Genomic DNA, 20,420 nt, shown 5'->3' with positions numbered 1-20,420 from the left:
GTGATCCGGTGCGGTGCCGTAGAGCTGCCACCCGGGCGTCGGAGCGGGCGTCAGGAGCGGGCGCGGGCGAGCGTGACCGCGCCGGCGATCACTCCGATGTGGCTGAACGCCTGTGGGAAGTTGCCGATGAAGCCGTTCGTCGCGGGGTCGATCTGTTCCGGCAGCAGGCCCAGCGGACTGGCCCGATCGCAGAGCGACGCGAACAGTTCCTCGGCCTCGTCCAGCCGGCCCTGCCCGGCGAGGTTCTCCACCAGCCAGAAGCTGCACAGCAGGAACGCGCCCTCGTCGCCGGTGATCCCGTCCGGCGAATGTTCGTGCAGGTAGCGGTAGAGCAGACCGTTCCCGGCCGACAGGCGCTGCGCCACCGCGTCGGCCGTCGCGACCATCTTGGGATGGTCGACCGGGACGACCCGCCGCAACGGCAAAGCCAGCAGGCTCGCGTCGAGGCTGTCGCTGCCGTCGAGGTGCTCGCTCAAAGTCTTGGCCTCGTCGTTCCAAGCCCGGTCGAGAATCGTCGCCCGCAGATCGTCGGCCGCCGCCCGCCAGCGCGCCACCGGCCCCGGCAACGCGTGCCGCTCGGCCAGGACCGCCGCGCGGTCCAGCGCCACCTGGCACAACGCGGCCGAATAGGTGAACACCCGGCCCTCGCTGCGTACCTCCCAGATGCCCTGGTCCGGCTGCCGCCAGGCGGTCTCCGCGATGTCCGCGAGACCGGCCAGACTCGACCACAGCGCGGGTTCGAGGCGCCCACCGCCTCTGACCCACTGGTACGCGCAATCGAGCACTTCGCCGTAGACGTCGTGTTGCCGCTGATCGGCGGCGCCGTTGCCCCACCGCACCGGAGGGGATCGACGGTAGCCCTCGAAGTCGGCGTCCTCCACCTCGTCAGGCACCAGTCCGCCGTCGATCGCGTACATGATGCGCGGGCGGCGACCGCGTTCGAACGCGTCCAGCACCCAGCCGAGGAACGCGTCCGCCTCACTCGCGAAACCGATACGCCGCAACGCGAACACGCTGAACGCGGCATCCCGGATCCAGACGTACCGGTAGTCCCAGTTCCGCGGTCCGCCGATCGGGGCCGGCAACGACGACGTGGGTGCGGCGATGAGCGACCCGTGCGTCCAGTGATCGCACATCTTCAACGTGATCGCCGCCCGCCGCACCATTCGCTCCTGCGGTCCGGCGTACTGGAAGTCGGCCATCCACTGCCGCCACGACTGGGTCGTGGCACGCAACATCGCCGCCGCGTCGAAGCGGTGATGCCGACGGGAACGCCCCCAGCTCAGCACGACGTCGAGGTGCTCGCCCTGGCGCAGGTCGAACTGGCTGCGCAGTCCGGCGAGCGGCCGATCGGCGCGAAGGTGCAGCCGCAGATCCGGACGGCCGGCGATCTGCACCTCCAGCCCGTCCACCGCCGGACGGGCCTCCACCTCGCCGCGGGGAAGCAGATCCAGCTCGACCGTCACCTGGCCCTCGACGACGAGGGCGGAGCGAACCAGTTCGGCCCGATCGCTCGACACGTCGTCGCTCAAGTCGGCGCCCGCCCGCAACACCAGCGCATCGCTGATGCGCAGCAGGCCGCTGTCGGTACGCAGCTCGGTGATCAGGACGCCCGAGTCGGGTTCGTACCGCTGCCGGGCGTCCACCAGGCCCTGTGCCGTCAAGGTGAACGAGCCGCCGCGTACGCGGTCCAGCAGTGAGCCGAACAGCGGCGGCGAATCGAACCCCGGTACGCACATCCAGTGGATCGTGCCGTCCAGCCCCACCAGCGCGGCGGTCGAGCCGTCACCGATGAGGCCGAGGTCTTCCAGTCGCGGGTATCCGTCGAGCCGGACCGGCCGGCGGAACGGCGGATCGAGATCGAGCATGCTGCCACCTACCGTCCTCGCCGGGCAGGTCAGCTCCACGGTAGCCCTGGCACGGAGGCTGTCCGGCCGGATTGCCGGATATCCACTCACCGGATATCCACGAAAGTGGGCCCCCGGCGGAGTACGCCGAGGGCCCACTGCACAAAAGAGGATCAGGAGCAGGTACGGGAGTTGTAGCCCGCCCAGTAGGGGCCGCCGTTCGGCGGGTAGAACCGGTAGTTCCCGTCCGGCGAGCGCTGCAGGACGAAGTCGTGCGAGCTGTAGGAGCTGCGAGAACCCGCCACACCATCGAAGATGATGTACAGCCAGCCGTTCTGGTTGTCGCGTTGCGAGATCCGGTCGCCGGCCTTCGCCCAGCTGGCCTTCCCGGCAGAGCCGTCCACCACCAGGCCCCGGTCGCGCTGGAAGTTGCGCGTCGCGGCATCCGTCTGATCGCCGAAGGCGCCGTCGATGCCGGAGGCCGGAAGGTATCCGCTGGCGTAGAGAATGGTCTGCCACAGGCACGTGGCATTGGTGAGCCGATTCGTCGAGACGTTGACGACGCCTTCATCGTTGAAGTCGTCGCTCACGACGCCTGCGCCGTAGACATAGGCCCGGCCGCTGTAGGAACCGTTGGCCGAGGCCGGCGAGGCCATGGCCACGGTGACGCCGAGGGCCAGCAGCACGCCGAGGGCGGGAGCGGCGGCACGGCGGAACAGACGGCGGAGAGGTTGCACTGAAGACATGAGTCTCCTCGGATCGAGAACATTTGCCGACGAAGGTCGCGTAACCCCTCGCCGCTCCGCACGCTAGCAAAGTCGATCAAGGGCGGCACCTGTTCAACTGCTGCTCAGTTGCTTGCAGCCGCTGATCGACCGCTGCCGAACGCGGTGGATCAGGACGATTCGGGCCGCGGAACGCGTACGCCGGCCTCCCGGAGTCGGGCCTCGAACAGCGAGGTCAGGTGCATTGCCGCCGGGGTCTGCTTGGCGCCGGAGCGGGCGATCAAGGTGTAGCGGGCCGCCAAATCCGTACGGGCCTGCAAACTCGTCACCGTCTCCAGCAGTGCCGGGTTGGCGAGATAATGCTCGGCTGCGACGGCAGCCACCTCGGCGATCCGCGGGTCGTCAGGCTCCCAGGTCGCGGCTTCCGCGGCCAGCTTGGTCAACGCGACGAGCTGGGGATCTTCGAGGGCGTTCGCGAAATGGGCGAGATAATCGTCGAAGCCCTCCGGGACCAGCGCCCGGGCCAGCACCCAGCCTTCCCTGGTCGCCGCCACCTCGTCCGCCGCGAATCCGAGATCCGGCATCCGATCCAGCAACGCCACCGCCCGGTCCGGCAACAACGCCCGGTCGCCGTCGGCGAGGCGGCGCAGCATGTCCCGCCGCGCGACCAGTTCGTCGATCCGGTCGGTGAGCTGCCGGTCGACCTCGGAGACCGCAGCCGCGAACAGGACCGCGTCAGCGTCGAGCAGCGACCCGACCTCGGCCAGCGGGACCCCGGCAGCGGCCAGCGTCCGGACCTGCACCAGCCGCAGCAGCTCCGCCGACCCGTACCGCCGATAGCCGGAGCTGTCACGATCCGGTTCCTGGACCAGACCGAGACGGTGGTAGTGCCGCACCGTCTTCACCGTGACGCCGACGAAGGCCGCCGCCCGCCCGATCGTGACGCCGCTTCTCATCAGCCGAACACCTCACCGAGCAGCCTATGCTGCGCGATCTGGAAGGCCGGCGCGATGGACAGGTTCGGGTCGTCGACGCAATTCAGCGCGGCAGTCAGCGTCGTGCGACCGTCCGGTGTGCTGTACATCAGCGCCGCGTGGCCCACGGCGGCGCCGTTATGAGAGATCACCGTGCGGCCGCCGGCCGTGGCCAGCACGAACACACCCAACCCGTAGTCCATGTTCGGGATGCCCGTCGGGTGGGGCGTACACATCTCGGCCAGCAACGGGGCTGGCAGAAGCTCGCCGCCCAGCAGCGCGGAGATGAACGTGCCCAGATCCCGAACGGTGGAGATCATGTCGCCGCCGCTGGAGATCCACGACGGATTCTGCCGGGTGATGTCGATCGTCCGTTGCGCGTTACCGTCGGCGTACCGGAAGTAGGCGTGGGCGTACGGCTCCGGGATCTCCGGCGACGCGTCCGGGAGCACCGTGTCCGACAGCCCGAGCGGCCCCAGGATCGACCGCTGTGTCTCCTCGGCGACCGTACGCCCGGTGACCTGCTCGATCAGCAACCTGGCGAGCACGTAGTTGGTGTTGGAGTAGCTCCATCTCGTCCCCGGCTCGAACCGCGCCGGCTTGGATAACGCCAACCGCACCAAGTCCTGCGGCCGATGAACGCTGAACCGGTGATCCGGCCACCGATCGCCCGTAGGCCCGTACGGAATGAGGATTCCCGGCACGATGGTCCCGTCGCCGTCGACCTCGCCGCTGAAATTGAACACACCGCTGGTGTGCTGCAACAGCATCCGCACCGTGATCCGCTCGTCCAGCTCGAACTCGGGCAGATGATCCGCCGCCGGGTCGTCCAACCCGATCCGGCCCTCAGCCACCAGCCGCAGCACCACGGCCGCGATGAAGGTCTTGGTATTGCTGCCGATCCGCACATACCCGTTCACCGGCGGTTTCGTGGTCCCGCCCAGCTCGGCCGCCCCGGCGGCGCCGAGCCACTCACCCCGCTCATCGCGTACGCGGAGCGACACTCCGACGAAGCCGGACTCGACGATCTCCTCGATCGCCTGCTGCAGTTCCGGTCGCTCCTGACGGGCTCCGGTGGTCGACTGGGACAGGTCGACGGACATGGTGATCGCTCCTCACATCGGGTTTTGCCTGGTCGGCGTATGCCGTTGCGCTGAGCCTGCACCGTGACCCGAGGTCAACCTCAACCATGACCTAGCTCACCCCTCGGACGACCTGGATGCGTCGCTCACCCCTCGGGCGACCTGGATCCGTCGCTCACCCCTCGGGCGACCTGGATGCGTCGCTCACCCCTCGGGCGACCTGGATGCGTCGCGCGAGTGGCGACGTCGCAGATGGGCGACAATCAACACCTGACCGGACGATCGGGGGCGAACCCGCCGACGGAAGGAGCCATCATGCTGAGACTGGTCACGGAAGGTGTACTGGTCCACGAGAGCGAATTCGTCCAGACCAACTCCATCGTCGTCCTGGGCCGAGACGGCGTGCTGCTGATCGATCCGGGCGTGCAGGACCACGAAATGGCCTGCCTCGCCGACGACCTGTCCGACCTGGGGCAGACCGTCGCCGCCGGCTTCTCGACGCATCCGGATTGGGATCACCTGCTCTGGCTCGCCCCGTTCGGCACGGTGCCTCGATATGGGACGGCGCGCTGCGCGGACTCCGTCCGAAAACAGCTGGCCGACCCAGGCGCGAAGGCCGAGATCACCGCCCACCTGGAACCGACGGGCATCGCCGAGCGTGTCCCGTTGGACCTGCTGGGCCTGATCACAGCCCTGCCGGCCGAGACGACGCAGCTTCCCTGGGACGGCCCGAAAATCCGGATCATCGAACATCAGGCGCACGCGCCCGGCCACGCGGCCCTATTCATCGAAGAACGCGGCGTCCTCGTCGCCGGCGACATGCTCTCCGACGTCCTGATTCCGATGCTCGACGTGCACGGCGCAGCGGACCCGATCGAGGACTACCTCGCCGCACTGCGGCTGCTCGAAAGCGTGGCGGGCGACGTCGACTTCGTCATCCCGGGCCACGGATCAGTCGGCGGAGCCGAACAGCTACGCGAACGGATCGAGCAGGACCGGGCGTACGTGATCGCACTGCGGGAGGGCCGAGTTCCGAGCGACCTGCGGATCGGGCACTCGGCCAAGCCAGGCTGGGAGTGGGTAGCCGACGTGCACGAGGGGCAGATCCAGAGCCTCGCCGCCAAAAAGTAAGGGCCACAGTCCGCGTGGACTGTGACCCTCTGCAATTTCGCGTGGTGCCCCCGGAGAGTCCCGTCGAACATGGGAACGTCTGGACACATCGGGGACATCGCGATCATCAGCGGAACGTGATGGCTGACATTGTCCTGAGGGGATAAAATCACCGCCTTCGTTGGGCTGTCGGTGTCGAGCGACGCTGACAGACCAACGCTGTTTGCTAGGCCAATGCCCCGGCCTGGACAACCGTCGGGTCGGACCTCTGAAGGACTTCAGCCACCGAAAAGGGCGAGCTGTCGATCGTCGGCTGCGCCGTCAACGCGGGTTGAGGTGTGTTCCACCGCCCTGGGCCGCTGACCTTCGGCGAGCGCCTCAACCGCTTGGCTGGCGAGCCGGTCCACGACCTCCTGGCACGCGTCATCTAGGGTAACGCCTTCTGCCGCGAGGTGCGCCAGCAGAGTTCCTCTTACAACAGAGCGGACATCACCTTTGCCTACATCAACGCCAGCATCGCGAAGCGCGCCCAACTGCGCACAGGCATACTCGAACGCTTGATCCAGCGATGAATGCGGGCTGGTCGCTCCGTCAGCGGCGCGGCGGCAAACAACGATGCTGTCGAGATTCGATGGTTCGGACGCACCAGCCTTCACCACGCTAGTCGTCATCTCTCCCTTGACTGGTTGTATGGCGGTGACGACGAAGCCCGCCCGGTGGAGTGCCTCGATGAGTCGAGCCCATCCGCTGATCCGGGCTTGGTGGTACGTGAAGGCCAACAGCCCACCATGCTTGAGCAGGCGCTCGCATTCAACCCAGACGGCCTCGATCGCCTTGCCGAACTCCGCCGGATCCGCATTCTGGACTTCGCCGGCTCTACGAGTTGTGTCGTCCGAGGGGTAGTCCGCGTGTGGGCGCATTTCGCGCAGCCAGGAATGGAAGAAGTCAGCTAGCTCCGCATAGTGGACATTGTCCATGAACGGAGGGTCGGTAATCACAAGGTCGACACAAGCATCAGCCAAACCAGTATCGGCAGCGCTGCGCGTAACCACGTACGCGCCACCGGTACCGAGATTCATCCAATCCTCACGCAGCGGCGCGGTAATGGAAGTCGATAGCTCCGCTGTACGCGCGACGTTGCCATGTCGAACCGTCAGATCAATCGGCGCTTCCTTGTAGTTGTGCGCCCGCTCTATACGGCTTTTCAGAAGCGTCGAGAAGGCGCCTGAGGACTGGGGGGTGCCCCACGGGTGTGCTTCGAGGGGCGTTCGCTCCGGCTTGAGGACGTGATTGGAGAACATGTGCCGCACCGCGCCGGTTCCTTCGCCTTTGAACGAGGCGAAGAGATTATTGAATTCTAAGGCTCCGGAAAACAGTGCGCATAGGGCCTCTCGTTCAGCGCTCAGGCCGTCCAGGTCACGAATGGCAGTCGCGATGATGGACAAGGAATAGAGTTGCCGTGCGTTGAAGAACTGTCGCCATTCCCGGAAGTTCCACTTCAGCGCTTGATTCGTGTTGTTACCCGAGGTCAGGCTACCCCTGGGAAGTACCGCCGAGTCCGGAAGCTGCTCCAGAAGGTTCTCGCACTCCATGTAAAGCGCTCGATCCCATTGCGTAATCGGTTCGTACGACTTTTCTCCTCTAGCGTTCGCCACCATCTTTGAATACATCTCGTACTCAGGCGGACGGTCGCCAAGGGCACTGACAATTTTGAACGAGTGCCCGTTCCTGCACGTTGCCTTCGACCTCTCTACCGGTCCGGCTTGAGAGAACTCGTGACCTGCGGCACAAATAGCCGCCTTGAAGTCGAAGCGGCCTTCCTGAATATCTAGACACTCGGGACACACGAGCTGAGCTCTAGGCTTGCGCTTTGGATAAGCATCCTTGGAGTAGACTGTCGAGTCGAACAGGTTGACCTTCACAGCGCATTGCGGACACACAGCAGTCGCTACCCAAAAGTAGTAAAGCACCGTTCGGCCGTCTTCCGTCCGGTGCACCCGGTCGACCTCGGCGTGGGATGCGCGTTCTACGCGTGCATAGGCGTCGTAAAGAGCGGCAAGATCCCACGGTTGGAGCGCTTGCCGCTGCACAAGCGTCGCGACAGGATTGATATCCATGCAGATCGCCGTCGCGCCCAACTTGATAGCCTCGACGCCAGTGACGCCTGAACCGGCAAACGGATCGAGGACTACTGTGCCCGTCAGTCGGGTGGCACACGAGTAGGCCGCGGCAGCGTCGCCGCCTTGCTCCGTAGTCGCGGCAACAATGATTCCTCTGAAAACTGACCCGAGTCGCTTAGCCCACCACTTATGTGTGCTCGTCGCGGGCCGGTGCACTTCCTTGCGCCATGACTCGTGGGTGCCGACTGTACTCAGCATAGCGCTGGGGAAACATGTTTCAAGCGCTGACCGTACGGGGACGTTCGCGCGGCGGCTATTCATAGGAGAGTGCCTCTACCCTCGCCGAAGTGAGCGTCACCTGGTTCTGCTCACCTTGGCCCTTGGGTCGGTAAGCGTGGAATCGGTGCTCGACGCCAGCACTGGGGTTAGGTGCCATGTGCCGAAGCATCTCATTGGTCCGGAGATCGAACTCGTACGAAACGACTATTTTCTCGACTTCGACTCGCGCAAGTTCTCCGACCCGAATGAGCTGTTTACTCTCTGGAACAAAATTGGCAGGAACGATCAGAGTGGCCAAGCCTACTGTGCCGGCCGCTAGCGCAAAGGGTGTGGGAACTACATACATCTTCCGGTCCCGTACCAGGATGTCACCGTATGATCCGAAGCCTCGAAAAGACTTGTTCAGATGGACGTAGCTGGAATCCGCGTTGAGAAAGTCGCCATGGCAGATGACGAGATCTGTGACTGGGTACTCGTCCATTCCGTTCGTGTCATTCGGGTACCGGCCAAAAATATAGAAGACATCGCGTCCCCGGTGTTTTCCGGATGGCACCTGTGAGTTGGAGTCGTAGTTGGCTTCACGGCCAGGCCACCCCAGGCCCTTGACCTCGTAGCCTTCAGCGTGATGCACGAGCCGAAAGTCTGGGTATAAGTTACGGCCCGGCTGGTCATATTGAAGGTCGCAAGCATCAAGCCGGGCCTGAACCCAGTTCTGAAAATGAAACTCTTTGTCGCTCGCGCTCACCTTGCGGATCAAGGCACCGGTTGCACGAGCACTCGCGCACTCAAGGAAGACCTGCTCGACAGTACTCAAGACCTGCTCGACAGTACTCAACTAAGTGCCCTCTACTCGGCTCCGTGACATACTTCAAACCCTACCTACCCTGCGGTGCGGACGCGCGCCGGCGCCCGGCTGCCGAAGCCGCGCTTCGGGCCTCGCAACCCACTCATCGCGGATGACAGCGTATCGGCAGCACGGTCGTCGCTGCGCGTAACGCCACAGGCTGCGGCAAAGCACCGGCCGTGTGATCGGACTTGGACCGGAGAAGCGGCTCCTGCTACACCGGGCCATAGACGACAAGCCGATGGCCCGTCCTACGTGCGTCAGCTCGGAGTCTGTGTGACCATTCCTCGGTGTCCGTCGAGCTCCCCACACGAACGCTCTGCGCAGTGCTGCTGAATCCAGCGCTTAAAGCAACAGCTCAGACGACCTCGTTTCGCAACCTAAGCGCGGCACTACCCGTGACGTCATGCGGTGGCTTGACTATCACGAACCTGCTGGACGTGCCCACCAAGGACAAACCGCAGCTACTCGAAACCAGCATCACCGCGCACGATCTCGAGCGCTCCCGGCACCTGCTCGCTGCGGCGCTGGGGGATGCCCAGGAAGTGCTATTCGGCTGGGGCTGTAGTGCCTCGCCCGGCCCGACTGGAAGGCTGCTACGACAGCAAGCCGATTGGCTCATGGCGCAACTAGCAGGACGTTTCACTCGATTCTGGCAGGTGGCTGGCGGACCTCGTCATCCATCGCGCTGGAGGCAATTTGTCGGTCCGGAGAAGGGTCGTGTAGAAGGTTCATCGTATGAGGATCGTCTGGCGAAGGTCCTGGCCGAGCACCCAGTCGGTGACGCAGACGCGGGGCTCACGCTTGTCGGTTGAGAGGCTGTACACATCAGTGCACCAACGATGGCGGCTCGTTGGGCCTGAGATAGCGCTTCCTCCTCCTCGCCGGGACCGCAACAATTTCGGCCTAAGGCTCGGATCATGAGCGAATCGCTCAATTGCGTCGATTTAGACTATTCTGTCGCTGGCTCTGTCGCTGGCGCTGTCATGCCGCCCAGAACAACCATCTCCGCCGCTTCAGGCTCGTGCTGGCTAGGAACCAGCGAGGCAATTGCGCGATCTTGCTGGCCTATCGGCGCCAGATCCGCCACGCGTCGTAGAGCGTTGGCGATTGACTTCCATCGATCATTCAGGACATAGATTCTGACTCCTTTCGTGACACCATGTCCCAAGTCGACGCCAAATGGTCCCCCGCCGGGCTTTGCTGCGTCAGCAGGCTCATTGTGCACTTGGATACTCACAATCGAGCATGTAGATGCTTTTGCCGTTTGGGGTATAACGACATAGACAACATCGCCTCGAATTAGGCTAGAAGCAACATCAACCAATCGGGCTATTGAGCTAATCCCTGTGTTAGGGTTTCTCCAAGTGCGATCAACGGTTGCAATCGGAGTGCCGTTGCGGCGTATCAGGTCCGATAAGAGGCAATCTGCAACATGCCGGGCGAGCCAGAGGTCGTAGCCAGCGACCGCATCGACAATGCCTGCAAGGTCCTCGGCTCCAAGGATCTCTTCGACCAGTCCTCCATGCGCTACCTGGTTGCGCCGATCGGCCAGGTCGTCCACCACGCTCGCGGCCGACGCGTATACGCCATTGAGCACGCCTCCAACGAGGACTGATAGATCTTCCCTAGAAGAGGTGGTGCGCACATCCAAACCGAAGCGTGAAAAGACCTCCTCGACAACCCCGCTTCGATAGTTCGCCGGGTGACGTACAAGCACGTCTAAATTCAGTTGCAGTCCTCCGTCCAAGCAGGCGGTAAGACGACTCAAAATCCTTTGGGGGTCCACCACTTCTTGAGAATGGCCACGCTCAGTAACATCCTGTAACCGACGCACGGCTAGTTTCATGTGCTCGTCTTTGGTCCGCCTGGGGAGATCGTCATAAGTCGCGTAGGTTTCCGTGAGAAAGTCTCCCACGGCCTTCGCAAGGTCCCGAACGAACCTCTCGTGCGTTGCGTAGGCTTGTACAATCACGGCAGAGTACACCTGCCGCCGCCAGCCGTTGCCGGCTGCTATTTTGAATATCGACCGAGCCTCATCGGTTGTCGCGGCCACACTTGTCTTCCTGCGAAGATCTAACAGCAGCGCTGACATTTCGATCAGCTGCCGTGTCTCGCGGAATCCCTCGTCGGCCTGCAAGACTGGGGTCGCGAGGTCCACCTAGACCTCGCAAAAGGACTGCAGGAAGGCGAGCGCGGCCATGTCTCTTGCCTCAATGTCGCTCGTGTTGACTCGCCGTCCGTCGAATTTAGCGTAATTACTCACGTAAAAGTTCGCCAATTCCCCGTCAATTTCTTTTGCGCGACGCAAAAGGATATCTTTCTTTTTGAGCAATCTACTAAACGCCCACATGAATGAGTCATACGATACAAGCGTGGGACGCGCTACCCAACTCCATGCACCCTTTCGTTCCCTGTAGAGCCAGAATGCTGAGACCCCGAGGACCTGGAAGGCCAGGTCGCTGGTGGCGACAAATACTTCTTCGAGGGCGGCGAGAGTCGGCTGCTTGAACTCATTGCCGATTCGCAGGTACGTGCTCAGGTACTCTTCGAGCCGCGTTCCGCTACGCCAAAGCTCACGACGCTGGCGATGAGCAAAGAATCGAAGTATAAGTTCAGCATCCTCCATCCTTTTGAAGAGAGGATTCTCGGCAAGCTCCGGAGGCGGTTGCCAGTTGGGGTCACCTAAACGCTCATCCTCCGTTGGCGTCGGAATGCCCCACATCTGGCAAAGTGACGGCAACCGAGCCAGGCGGATGCATAGTTTATTGAGTTCACCAGGAGATAAGGCATTTCTCTTCTCCTGCGAGGACAGGTCCTCTCCGCCTGTGTTGATACGCTCGAACACCAGCTGCTTTAGTCGCGCCGCCTGTTCAGGAGATTTTGCGGTTTCGTGAAGAAGGACTATGGAAGACAGATATCGCCGGTCAATACCCCGCCTCACCTGCTCAGGCAGAGTGTTGTAGCGCCTGCCATTCAATTCGGCCCAATGCTCAAGACCCTCAAGCTCGAAGCGACCTTCGTAGAAGTCGGAAATTGCGGTGAGGCGCTGCCGACCATCCATGACCTCGTAACGCGAATATTCAGTCTCGTACAGGAAGACCGGCGGAACAGGGACATTCATTATGAAGGACTCGATTAGCCGCGATTGCCTTTCTCTGCTCCAGCGTGGACGCCGTTGGAAGTCGGGCTGTAGATCGTAGTCGGCCGATTTTACTAGATCGGACACTTGCTTCAGCGGGTAGCGAGCTTGTTCAACGACTATCCGGACATCGCCGCGGATGTACTTCTCGTTCAGATGCTCGTCAGAGACGTCGCCCAGTGTGCTTGCTCTTCTGAGCTGGTGCGACGGTATGTGCTCGCCTTCCACCAGGGTGGAAAGATCGTATGTCGACATGTTGAACCCTCCGCATAGTCGCGGTCGACCTCGTAGGCGGGCGCCCGATGCCTGAGCCTACGGCGACTGTGTCGGGTTTGGAAGGCGCTGAATATGCGTCGTCTCTACCGGGACCGGTTGTCACGCGACGGTTGTCGCACGGAACCCCTTAGAAAGCAAATGTCAGGAGAGCAGCCGGGCTCGGCGCTTCATCTTGATGCCTGTCACTCGGGTCGGAGCCGTCGCGCAGCCTCGGTGTTTCAGGCCCTTAGGCCGGAGACACCGTTCACAGGGTCCCGGTCACTGGGGCCTTGGTCAACCAAACACTATCGGTGCGCCCCCGTGTTGGATCGTCGGTCCCGCCTGCCAAACTAGCGGGGTGAAGGCGACGGCACTTGAGGTAGGGTTCCCGGCCGGGTTTGTCTCTGCCGCCGCAGAACGAGAGTCGTGGCGCAAGGAGGTGCATCGGCCGGCGAGCCACACGCACAATAGGTGGGCATAGCGTCTGGGTAGTGTCTTTCGAGGCATCCTCGCTTCCGCCCTCGCTGACTCGCGCGACGATGCGGTGGCTGCCTACGGGTCGCTCAATCATCGGCCGGATGTGGTCGTATTGGACCCATTTGCAGGATCCGGGGCCACCTTGGTCGAGGCTGCGAAAATGGGTTGCCGAGTTATCGGCTACGATATCAATCCGGTGGCAACTCTCGTTCAGCGTCAGGCATTGGCAGAGTGGGATCACGAAGCACTCGCCGAAGCTTTTAAAGACGTCGAAAGTCGCGTCAAGGCAGAGATTGACTCGCTTCATATGACGAAGGACGGGGAGCACGTCCTTTACTACCTCTGGGTATCGACCGTGGCTTGCCCGTTGTGTCCAGGAGGCGCGCCACCAATCGAGCTCTTTTCTCGTTACATATTCGCTCAGCATGCATATCCGAAGCGTTATCCGGCGGCGCAGGCAACGTGCCCTCAGTGTCACGCGGTAGTCGCCGTCGACCTTTCCGCGGACACACGCTTCACCTGCCACGATTGTCGATGGTCGGGGTCATTCGATGGGCCAGTCGCAGGAGCAACCATGACCTGCTCCGCAGGGCATCGGACCAAAATCATCGATGCGCTCGGCGGGCAGCCGCCAAGGCAACGCATGTACGCAAAGCTTGTCCTCACTCTCGACGGCGGACGCCGTTACGATCCCATTGGCGAATTCGACGAGCAGTTGTATAGCCGAGCCGAGCAGCTTCTGACCGAGAATGCGGACAAGATCGTCATGCCCTGTGGCCGCCTTGACTCCGGATACAACACGCGCCAGGCATTGTCATGGGGCTATCGGGAGTGGCGACAGTTTTTTAACGCGCGGCAGCTGTATAGCCTCGGCCTGCTTGGTGCTGCAGTTCGGGACCTGCCCATCAGCCCAGAGCGTGAAGCGCTTGCCGCTCTATTCTCCGGTGTTCTGGAGTTCAACAACCTCTTCTGATCATACAAGGGCGAGGGAACTGGAGCGGTGCGGCACGTGTTCTCTCACCATATATTGAAGCCTGAAAGGACGCCTTTGGAGGCGCATCCCTGGGGAACCATCGCCTCCTCTGGCTCGTTTTCGACACTTTTCAAGAGCCGCCTGCTGCGAGTGCTTGAGTACAAGGAATCACCACACGACCTGGTCGGCGCCGAGCGTGTGTTCGGCATTTCCATGACGCTGAATGCACCTGTCGTGCAGCAGTGGTCAGAGTTCACCCGGCAGCCGAACTCGTCCTTGGTCGTGGGCAAGTCATCGGCGCACCTCGATCTGCCCGACGCCGCTATCGACCTGGTGGTGAATGACCCTCCGTACCTTGACAACGTGCACTACTCGGAACTTGCTGACTCCTTCCATGCGTGGCTGCGCGGCGTGCGGCCCTTCGAGGGCTACCCAACTGAGCTGAGCACTACCCGAGCAGAGGGCGAGGTGCAGTCGGCCGATTCGGACGAATTCGCCAAGGCGATCGAGGATGTATGGCAAGAGTGTGCTCGTGTCCTGAAGGAAGACGGAATCCTCGCCTTCACCTTCCATCAGGCCCGTGCGGCCGGATGGTCCGCGTTAGTAACCGCACTGCGTAATGCCGGATTCGTGATCACCGCCGTTCAACCAGTTAAGGGCGAATTGAGCGTGGCAACCCCCAAATCCGGCGCTAGCGATCCATCCAACCTCGATGCCGTGATCGTCTGCCGCAAGACCTCGGGTGGCGTGCGTCCAAGCGTCGATCGGGTCGTCACGGAGTTACGCGAGTGCCGGGACGCCGGTGTAGCGGTTGGCTGGAGCGACATTCAATCGGTTGTGCGCGGGGCAGTTGTCGCCTCCTACACTGATCCGACCTGCGACCGTTCTCTTGACGACCTCCTTGCCGAGGCTGGGGTGGCGGCAGACCGTGTGTGCGCTGAGTTCGCCGTATCTTCTCAAAAGCTCAAAGCTTGACCTGGAACCGCCCCCGAGGCGTTGTCTCTGTCTTCCGGTTTGCCGGGGTGGGGAAGGGCTCGCTGACCTTGGGCCCCGTGATATCCGGGACGCCGCGGCGTAGCCTGTAGCACCAGAACGTGTGCACAGTGCCATCCTTCGCCGTCCGTTCGACCTCTCGAACGCGCACGAGGTTCTGCTCCTCTGCAAGGTCAGAACGGTCATGCAGCAGCGTGGCCTCCCCCGTCAGCCACGGCCAGCCGAGGGGGTTTGCGAAGACGAACATTGGGCGTTGCCTGTCCAGCCCGTCCCCAAAGGTTCCCAAGCCAATGCTCTTCTGGCGGACGCCTGTCGCATCGTCGTACAGCTGAATGTCCTGGTTCAGCGCGGATCCAGTTACGAGCGCCAAGGTCTGTACGACCTGGTCCTCGCCATGAGGCAAAAGCACAACGAACAGGTAGAAGGCCGGTACGCGCAGCAGGTTTCCGGCCGCAGATTCGACTTTCACCGTGGCGGCGGGCGGAGTCGAGTTGTAGTCGATTCCAGTACTCCGCGCTGCTCGTCCCGAGGCGTCGGAGTTGACCTTCTTCACCTCGACCGCCACGATGCGGCGAGCGTCAAGGTCGGTGCCACCCGCAATGAGGAGGCGAGTCTCTTCCGGACGAGCCACAACTAGGTCGGGACTTACCAGGGGCTTGCCTGACGTAATCACCAAGATCCCTTGGGGGAGTCTGCGGCTCAGCACGTCGCTCACCAGTTCATCGAAGGGGTCCGACTGGGTGTTTTGCTTGTCCCGAAGGTAAAATGGCCGTGGCGCTTGGGTGGCGTACAGGAATTCTTCAGCCAGTGCGGTGAAGATCGCAGCAGCGAGATCATGAGGCTGTGACGAGCGCCCAACAGGGATAGTCACTGTGGCCCTTTCGTGGCGTGGGGTCGAGTGCAAGAGATCCTGCCCTATGCCCGTTGTCGTCTCTGGACTGAGTCGTGCTCGGCAGCCCAGTGCCCGCAGGCTGCTATCTCGTCGCTCGTTGGGCATCGCGCCTGATACTCGTACTGCACCAGGTGTTCCGTGGGCGGTGATCCCCACCAGCTCTGACCCGCCACCAAACGCCAGTCCGGGTTCGGCGGCACACGCCGCGATACACGTCCACGCTGACCCTGACCCCATCCGTCAACGACGCAATTGACACCTGTCATCCCGCTGTCGGCGCCGGTTGAAAAAATGGATCTGGTCCAAATTCATTGATCAAAGCTGGCCCCTGGCTCTCCGTCGGTCCAATATGTACAGGGCTGCCGGTGCGCTGATGATCGTCGTCGACGTATTGCTCCTCACCTGGCCGGGCTGGCTGTGGACGTCGTCAGCCAGACTGGCTGCGAGGTGCGGATCCGTGCCCGAGCGTGGACGCCGACTGCTGCCTGCCCGGGATGTGGATATTCGTCGAGGCGGGGGCATGGCCGGTATCGGCGTGACGTTGCCGAACTGACCACGGGCGGACGGCAGGTCGTGGTGCAACTGACGGTCCGGTTGTTCGTCTGCCAGCAGGCCGATTGTCCCGTGCGCCGGTTCGCCGAGCAGATCAGCGGCCTCACCGACCGATGCGCGCGACGCTGTCCACCGCTGCGTGATGTGCTGGAACAGATCGGTCTGGCTCTGGCAGGGCGGGCAGCCGCCCGCCTGTGTCGGCAGCTGAACCTGCACGTCAGCCGTAGCAGCATGCTGCGCCTGGTCCGCGCCCTGCCCGACCCGGCAGCGGTTGCCGTCACGACGCTGGGCGTCGACGACTTCGCGCTACGCCGCGGCCGTGTCTACGGCACGATCCTGATCGACATGGCCACCCACCGGCCGATCGACCTACTACCCGACCGGCAAGCGGCCACCCTCGCAGCATGGCTGGCCGAGCATCCCGAGGTCCAGGTCGTCTGCCGCGACCGGGCCGGCGTTTACGCCGAAGCAGTGCACGCCGCCGCTCCGACCGCGATCGAAGTCGCTGACCGCTGGCATCTGTGGCGCAACCTCGGCGACCACCTGGAGAAGACCGTCGCCCGCCACCATGCCTGCCTGGCCGAAGATCCGACGCAGCCCGACCGGGACGAATCGCGACAACCGGCGGTTGAAGCAGCGCGCAGTGGGGGAGAGTCGCACCGTGCCCTGTCCTCCGGAACTGACCGCACTACTCCTCGAGCACGTTGAGCGATTCGGTGTCGGGTCAGACGGTCTGCTCTTCCGGGGGGAACGCAACGGCGAGGAACTTCCACGCAATACGATCAACAAGGCGTGGCGTCGCGCTCGCGCCGAGGTGTTCACGCCGGAGGTCCAGGCGTCGCCCCTCGCAGGGACTCCCTATGACCTGCGTCATGCCGCCGTTTCGACGTGGCTCAACGGTGGCGTTCCACCGGCCGACGTCGCCGCGTGGGCCGGGCGCTCCATCGAGGTCCTCTATAAGATCTACGCCAAGTGCTTGGACGGCGGAAAACACCTGCTGAGGCAGCGAATCCAGCACGCGCTGGGGCACGGTCCAGCAGCCTAAAAACTTGGGCACGCATTCGGCAAGAACAGTCGCAGCCGCCCGGAAATCACCGGACACAGTCGGACAGATGTACGAAGGCCCCGCCGGGGAAATCCCTGGTCGGGGCCTTGTTTTAGCTGCTCATGCGTGGTGCCCCCGGCGGGTCCCGTCGAACATGGGAACGGCCTGACGCGACCAGCGACGTCGCGATCATCAGCGGCACATGGCGGCTACCTACCGGCTGATCGAATACGGAGCGCGGCGTCGGCTCTCGGCCGACGCCGCGCCGATCAAGCGACTGAGGGTGCCTTAACCTCGCCGGTACGGCCTCGGGGCGGTCTGGTTGATCCTGGCGTGGTGGTACTCGGCGGGTAGCGGCTGATCTAACCATCGAGTGTCGCTTAGCGCGGCACATAGTCGATTTAGTCGAGAGCCTGCCCCCCGGGTCGAGCTAGTCCGTCGGTCTCGCACTATGCGTACGTCGCGGCCTGGGCAGGCGGGCCAACGCGGGCCAGAAACGATTTCGGATCAACGGGACGCGTCCGGTAGATTTCGGCAGGACAGTTCGCGTGGTCGACCACCCCTCACCGAGCCCTTGGGCTCGTTGACCCGGGCCCTGTCTGTTTAGTGCGGAATAAGCGCTCAGCAAGGGGATGGGTGATGACGGGGCCTCTCGGGGACTTCAAGGCTGGCCTCAGGTGCCATGACATTCATAACGGTCTTCGCAACGTCGATCCGAACAGTGCCACGCTGACGCCTCTGGCGGACACTCGAACCGTGGGTATGGCCGCCAGCCTCGCGTCACTGGTCAGGGGACAGGACGTTGTATCAGATGCCGAGGCGCTCAAGACCATCGTGGCGGAGCAGCTCGACATCAGTCCGTACGCCTTCGGTGCAGTCGTCGACACGCTAGAGCGTGCGGGGCTCGTTGATGACGTCCAGCGACGTGGCCAGAAGATCCTCGGTTTCACTGAGAACGTGCCGTACCACGAGGACCTCTACGAACGTCTGGGTGGCGCCTGGCGAAGTGATCAGCCTAGCCAGCTTGAGCAGGAGATGCTGGCAGTTGTGGACAGGCTTGCACATTCGCCGGTCCCGAGCGAGGAGCTGGAGAACGAACTCGGTCTTGATCATCGCGATGTTCCTCGCCTTATCGAGATCGGCAAGGCCGCATCGCTGATCAACGGCGTTGCGTTGATCGATGGTGAAGTCCTCTATTCGCCGTTCTTCGGCTTCGAGAACCCGGCGCTGCTCGGGTCCCTCCTGGAGCAACACGGGAGCGGTCGCATCGCCGAGGAGCTCGCTGCTGTGAGGTCACACCAGGGCTTGCCCGTGGACGACAAGGGCTTCCCAGCTTTGGCAGACGCCATCAGCCGCGGTTTCATCTTGGCGCCGTCGGTAACCCGGCCGGAGGGATTCGACCAGCCCTTCGCCACGCTTCCATACCTGCCGGACCCGAGCCTTCTCACTGCCCGTAAGGCCGTGTTGGAGAAAGCGTTGGCCGTAATCGCCTGCGTTCGGTGCGGTGAGCATTTCGGAGGCGCGACTAGTGCCCGTGATCCCGCCCGTGTGCTCACTGCGCTGCTGGACCCGGACCGGGGACACAGGCTTCGACCGCACGGCTCGCACCAGCGGCAGTACCAGCTGTTGTTCCGCATGCAGATCGTCGACTTCGTGCCGTCTGGAAACTGGGTGATGCCCCAGCTGATCGTCACGGACGACAACGTGGAGGCGGTCCGCCTTGCCCGTGATCTCATGACTTACGGCGAGCCGATCGAGGACCGTGCCGGCGACGACGCGGCACGAGGTCTGCTCTCACTTAACTCGCCCTATCAAGCACCACTGCAGACAGTAAGCCGTCGCCGGGAGAAAAAGACGCTGACCGACAAGGAGTACAGCGCGTTGATCGCTACGGCCATGGGAAGGGCAGCACTATGACGGAGCACGACCTCGGACTCAAGATCGCTTCTCGACGCCTTCTGTGGCGCATGGGCTTTTCTACCCGCGTCGATGTGCCGCTGCGCGCCTACATTCCCTCTGCCGCCGGCCGCGCGACCCCGCGCTTCGAGTCCTTTACCGACCTTGACGTTCTGGGAGTCGTTGTCAGTCCTGGCTTCGCACTGCGCACCGTGATTTCGGACTGCAAGACCTCTCAGCGGGGTTCGACCGAGCGGATGTTTTGGGTGCGGGGCGTGTCGGACTTCTTCGCCGCCGACGATGCATGGATGGTTCGGGCTGGCGGCGTGACTGCCGCTTCGCGCCAGCTCGCAGCGCGGCTTGGGATCTCTGTCCTGGAGCCAGGCGATTTGGCTCGGCTTGAGGAGTTTCATCCGTCGGTCCTGGAACTGGCTACTGGTCCAGTTTCGATTCTTTTCGACCAAAAACTGGTCGAGGCGTCCCTTAAAGCATTCACCAATCTAGACAAGAAGCTTGACAAGCTCACCGAATACCGGCAATTCGACTACTGGGTGTACGAGGAACATCGCAACCTGCTCCAGGTGGTTGCGCACTTGGAGCAGGTTGCGAAGGTCCTCGACCCGAAGCATCCGGTACATCGAGCGTTGTTTCTGGATTGCTCTTGGCTGTACACACTGTCCCTCGCTCATGCAGCCCGAAACGTGCGGGCCGTGCATGTGACTGACATTGACACCGCTCTCCAGCAGTATCTCTTCGGGGGCCAGATGGCCTTGCAAGAGAAACGGCGGCTGGCAGAGATGCTGCAGCGCCTTGCGCCCAAACAGACGGTTATCGGCGGAACCGATGGGGTGCTACCTCCGTGGTACCCACAGTTGCTCGAACTTCTCACGCGGCACTTGCGTCGCCCGAACTCCATCAGCGACGAGCTGAGGTATGCCGAGTGGGCAGCCGAGGCTCAGCTCGCCAAGGAGCCCTCAACCGCCGCGCAGGCATTCGGTGACGCGTTCGATCCTCTGGCAGCCAAGCTGCTTGCCGACGTCTGTGGATTCCTTGTGACGGTCGCTGGCCTGGACGCAGAGTTCCGGAACTTTGTCCGTCAGGTCTTCGCACAGCCGTCGGCCGTCGGCTCAACCGAGCCCACCGAATCGGGTCGGTGAATCGGCAGACAGCCCCATGCGGTGGTGGCGGTCATGGCCGCGATGGCGATCATGGCT

16 protein-coding genes are annotated in these 20,420 nt (G+C 63.0%); 7 read left to right on the top strand and 9 right to left on the bottom strand.

Annotated features, from left to right (window positions below; all coding sequences use genetic code 11):
- Positions 1 to 50: 50 nt before the first annotated feature.
- The 4 genes from HDA40_RS18730 to HDA40_RS18715 form a co-directional block, all read right to left on the bottom strand.
- A complete protein-coding gene (locus HDA40_RS18730) occupies positions 51 to 1,868 on the bottom strand; it encodes a glycoside hydrolase family 15 protein (RefSeq protein WP_253757632.1) in 1,818 nt (605 codons plus the stop codon).
- A 152-nt stretch (positions 1,869 to 2,020) separates the two neighbouring features.
- Positions 2,021 to 2,593 (bottom strand): peptidoglycan-binding domain-containing protein, encoded by a 573-nt coding sequence (locus HDA40_RS18725; protein WP_253757630.1) that lies wholly within the window; start codon positions 2,591 to 2,593, stop codon positions 2,021 to 2,023.
- A 149-nt stretch (positions 2,594 to 2,742) separates the two neighbouring features.
- Entirely contained in the window at positions 2,743 to 3,528 is a 786-nt protein-coding gene (locus tag HDA40_RS18720; RefSeq protein ID WP_253757628.1) for a MerR family transcriptional regulator, read from the bottom strand.
- Positions 3,528 to 4,649, bottom strand: a complete 1,122-nt coding sequence (locus HDA40_RS18715) for a serine hydrolase domain-containing protein (protein WP_253757626.1) — start codon at positions 4,647 to 4,649, stop codon at positions 3,528 to 3,530. Before HDA40_RS18715 ends, HDA40_RS18720 begins: the two co-directional genes overlap by 1 nt.
- 294 nt (positions 4,650 to 4,943) lie before the next feature.
- On the opposite strand from HDA40_RS18715, the gene HDA40_RS18710 reads away from it, so the two are divergent.
- Complete coding sequence (locus HDA40_RS18710) at positions 4,944 to 5,759, top strand: MBL fold metallo-hydrolase (protein WP_253757624.1); 816 nt, start codon at positions 4,944 to 4,946, stop codon at positions 5,757 to 5,759.
- A gap of 257 nt (positions 5,760 to 6,016) precedes the next feature.
- Here HDA40_RS18710 and HDA40_RS18705 read toward each other — a convergent pair whose 3' ends face one another.
- Both HDA40_RS18705 and HDA40_RS18700 read right to left on the bottom strand, forming a co-directional pair.
- The gene (locus HDA40_RS18705; protein ID WP_253757622.1) at positions 6,017 to 8,116 is read right to left on the bottom strand and encodes a DNA methyltransferase; all 2,100 of its coding nucleotides are present in this window, start codon (positions 8,114 to 8,116) and stop codon (positions 6,017 to 6,019) included.
- 55 nt (positions 8,117 to 8,171) lie between these two features.
- On the bottom strand, positions 8,172 to 8,972 hold the full coding sequence (locus tag HDA40_RS18700) for a hypothetical protein (RefSeq protein ID WP_253757620.1): 801 nt from the start codon (positions 8,970 to 8,972) through the stop codon (positions 8,172 to 8,174).
- A 299-nt stretch (positions 8,973 to 9,271) separates the two neighbouring features.
- Between HDA40_RS18700 and HDA40_RS18695 the strand changes: the two genes are divergently transcribed.
- Positions 9,272 to 9,796 carry a DUF1643 domain-containing protein gene (locus HDA40_RS18695; RefSeq protein ID WP_253757618.1) on the top strand — a complete coding sequence of 175 codons (525 nt, stop codon included), beginning with the start codon at positions 9,272 to 9,274 and terminating at the stop codon, positions 9,794 to 9,796.
- A 137-nt stretch (positions 9,797 to 9,933) separates the two neighbouring features.
- Here HDA40_RS18695 and HDA40_RS18690 read toward each other — a convergent pair whose 3' ends face one another.
- Both HDA40_RS18690 and HDA40_RS18685 read right to left on the bottom strand, forming a co-directional pair.
- Entirely contained in the window at positions 9,934 to 11,142 is a 1,209-nt protein-coding gene (locus HDA40_RS18690; protein ID WP_253757616.1) for an MAE_28990/MAE_18760 family HEPN-like nuclease, read from the bottom strand.
- Positions 11,143 to 12,378 (bottom strand): DUF262 domain-containing protein, encoded by a 1,236-nt coding sequence (locus HDA40_RS18685; protein ID WP_253757614.1) that lies wholly within the window; start codon positions 12,376 to 12,378, stop codon positions 11,143 to 11,145.
- A gap of 544 nt (positions 12,379 to 12,922) precedes the next feature.
- Between HDA40_RS18685 and HDA40_RS18680 the strand changes: the two genes are divergently transcribed.
- Both HDA40_RS18680 and HDA40_RS18675 read left to right on the top strand, forming a co-directional pair.
- Positions 12,923 to 13,828 (top strand): DNA methyltransferase, encoded by a 906-nt coding sequence (locus tag HDA40_RS18680; protein WP_253757612.1) that lies wholly within the window; start codon positions 12,923 to 12,925, stop codon positions 13,826 to 13,828.
- 36 nt (positions 13,829 to 13,864) lie between these two features.
- On the top strand, positions 13,865 to 14,803 hold the full coding sequence (locus HDA40_RS18675; RefSeq protein WP_253757610.1) for a hypothetical protein: 939 nt from the start codon (positions 13,865 to 13,867) through the stop codon (positions 14,801 to 14,803).
- Here the strand turns inward: HDA40_RS18675 and HDA40_RS18670 are convergent.
- Positions 14,793 to 15,536: a hypothetical protein gene (locus tag HDA40_RS18670; protein WP_253757608.1), complete on the bottom strand. Its 744-nt coding sequence runs from the start codon at positions 15,534 to 15,536 to the stop codon at positions 14,793 to 14,795. The genes HDA40_RS18675 and HDA40_RS18670 overlap by 11 nt on opposite strands.
- A gap of 594 nt (positions 15,537 to 16,130) precedes the next feature.
- Here HDA40_RS18670 and HDA40_RS18665 point away from each other — a divergent pair.
- The 3 genes from HDA40_RS18665 (at position 16,131) to HDA40_RS18655 (ending at position 20,363) form a co-directional block, all read left to right on the top strand.
- Positions 16,131 to 16,973, top strand: a complete 843-nt coding sequence (locus HDA40_RS18665; protein WP_308197722.1) for an ISL3 family transposase — start codon at positions 16,131 to 16,133, stop codon at positions 16,971 to 16,973.
- Positions 16,974 to 18,066: 1,093 nt separating this feature from the next.
- A complete protein-coding gene (locus HDA40_RS18660) occupies positions 18,067 to 19,227 on the top strand; it encodes a hypothetical protein (protein WP_253757604.1) in 1,161 nt (386 codons plus the stop codon).
- Positions 19,224 to 20,363 (top strand): hypothetical protein, encoded by a 1,140-nt coding sequence (locus HDA40_RS18655; protein ID WP_253757602.1) that lies wholly within the window; start codon positions 19,224 to 19,226, stop codon positions 20,361 to 20,363. Before HDA40_RS18660 ends, HDA40_RS18655 begins: the two co-directional genes overlap by 4 nt.
- Positions 20,364 to 20,420 lie beyond the last annotated feature (57 nt).

It is taken from the genome of Hamadaea flava, assembly GCF_024172085.1.
GTDB classification, from domain to species: domain Bacteria; phylum Actinomycetota; class Actinomycetes; order Mycobacteriales; family Micromonosporaceae; genus Hamadaea; species Hamadaea flava.
The sequence above is the reverse complement of the archived record's forward strand: the minus strand, read 5'-3'. Positions and strand labels throughout refer to the sequence as shown.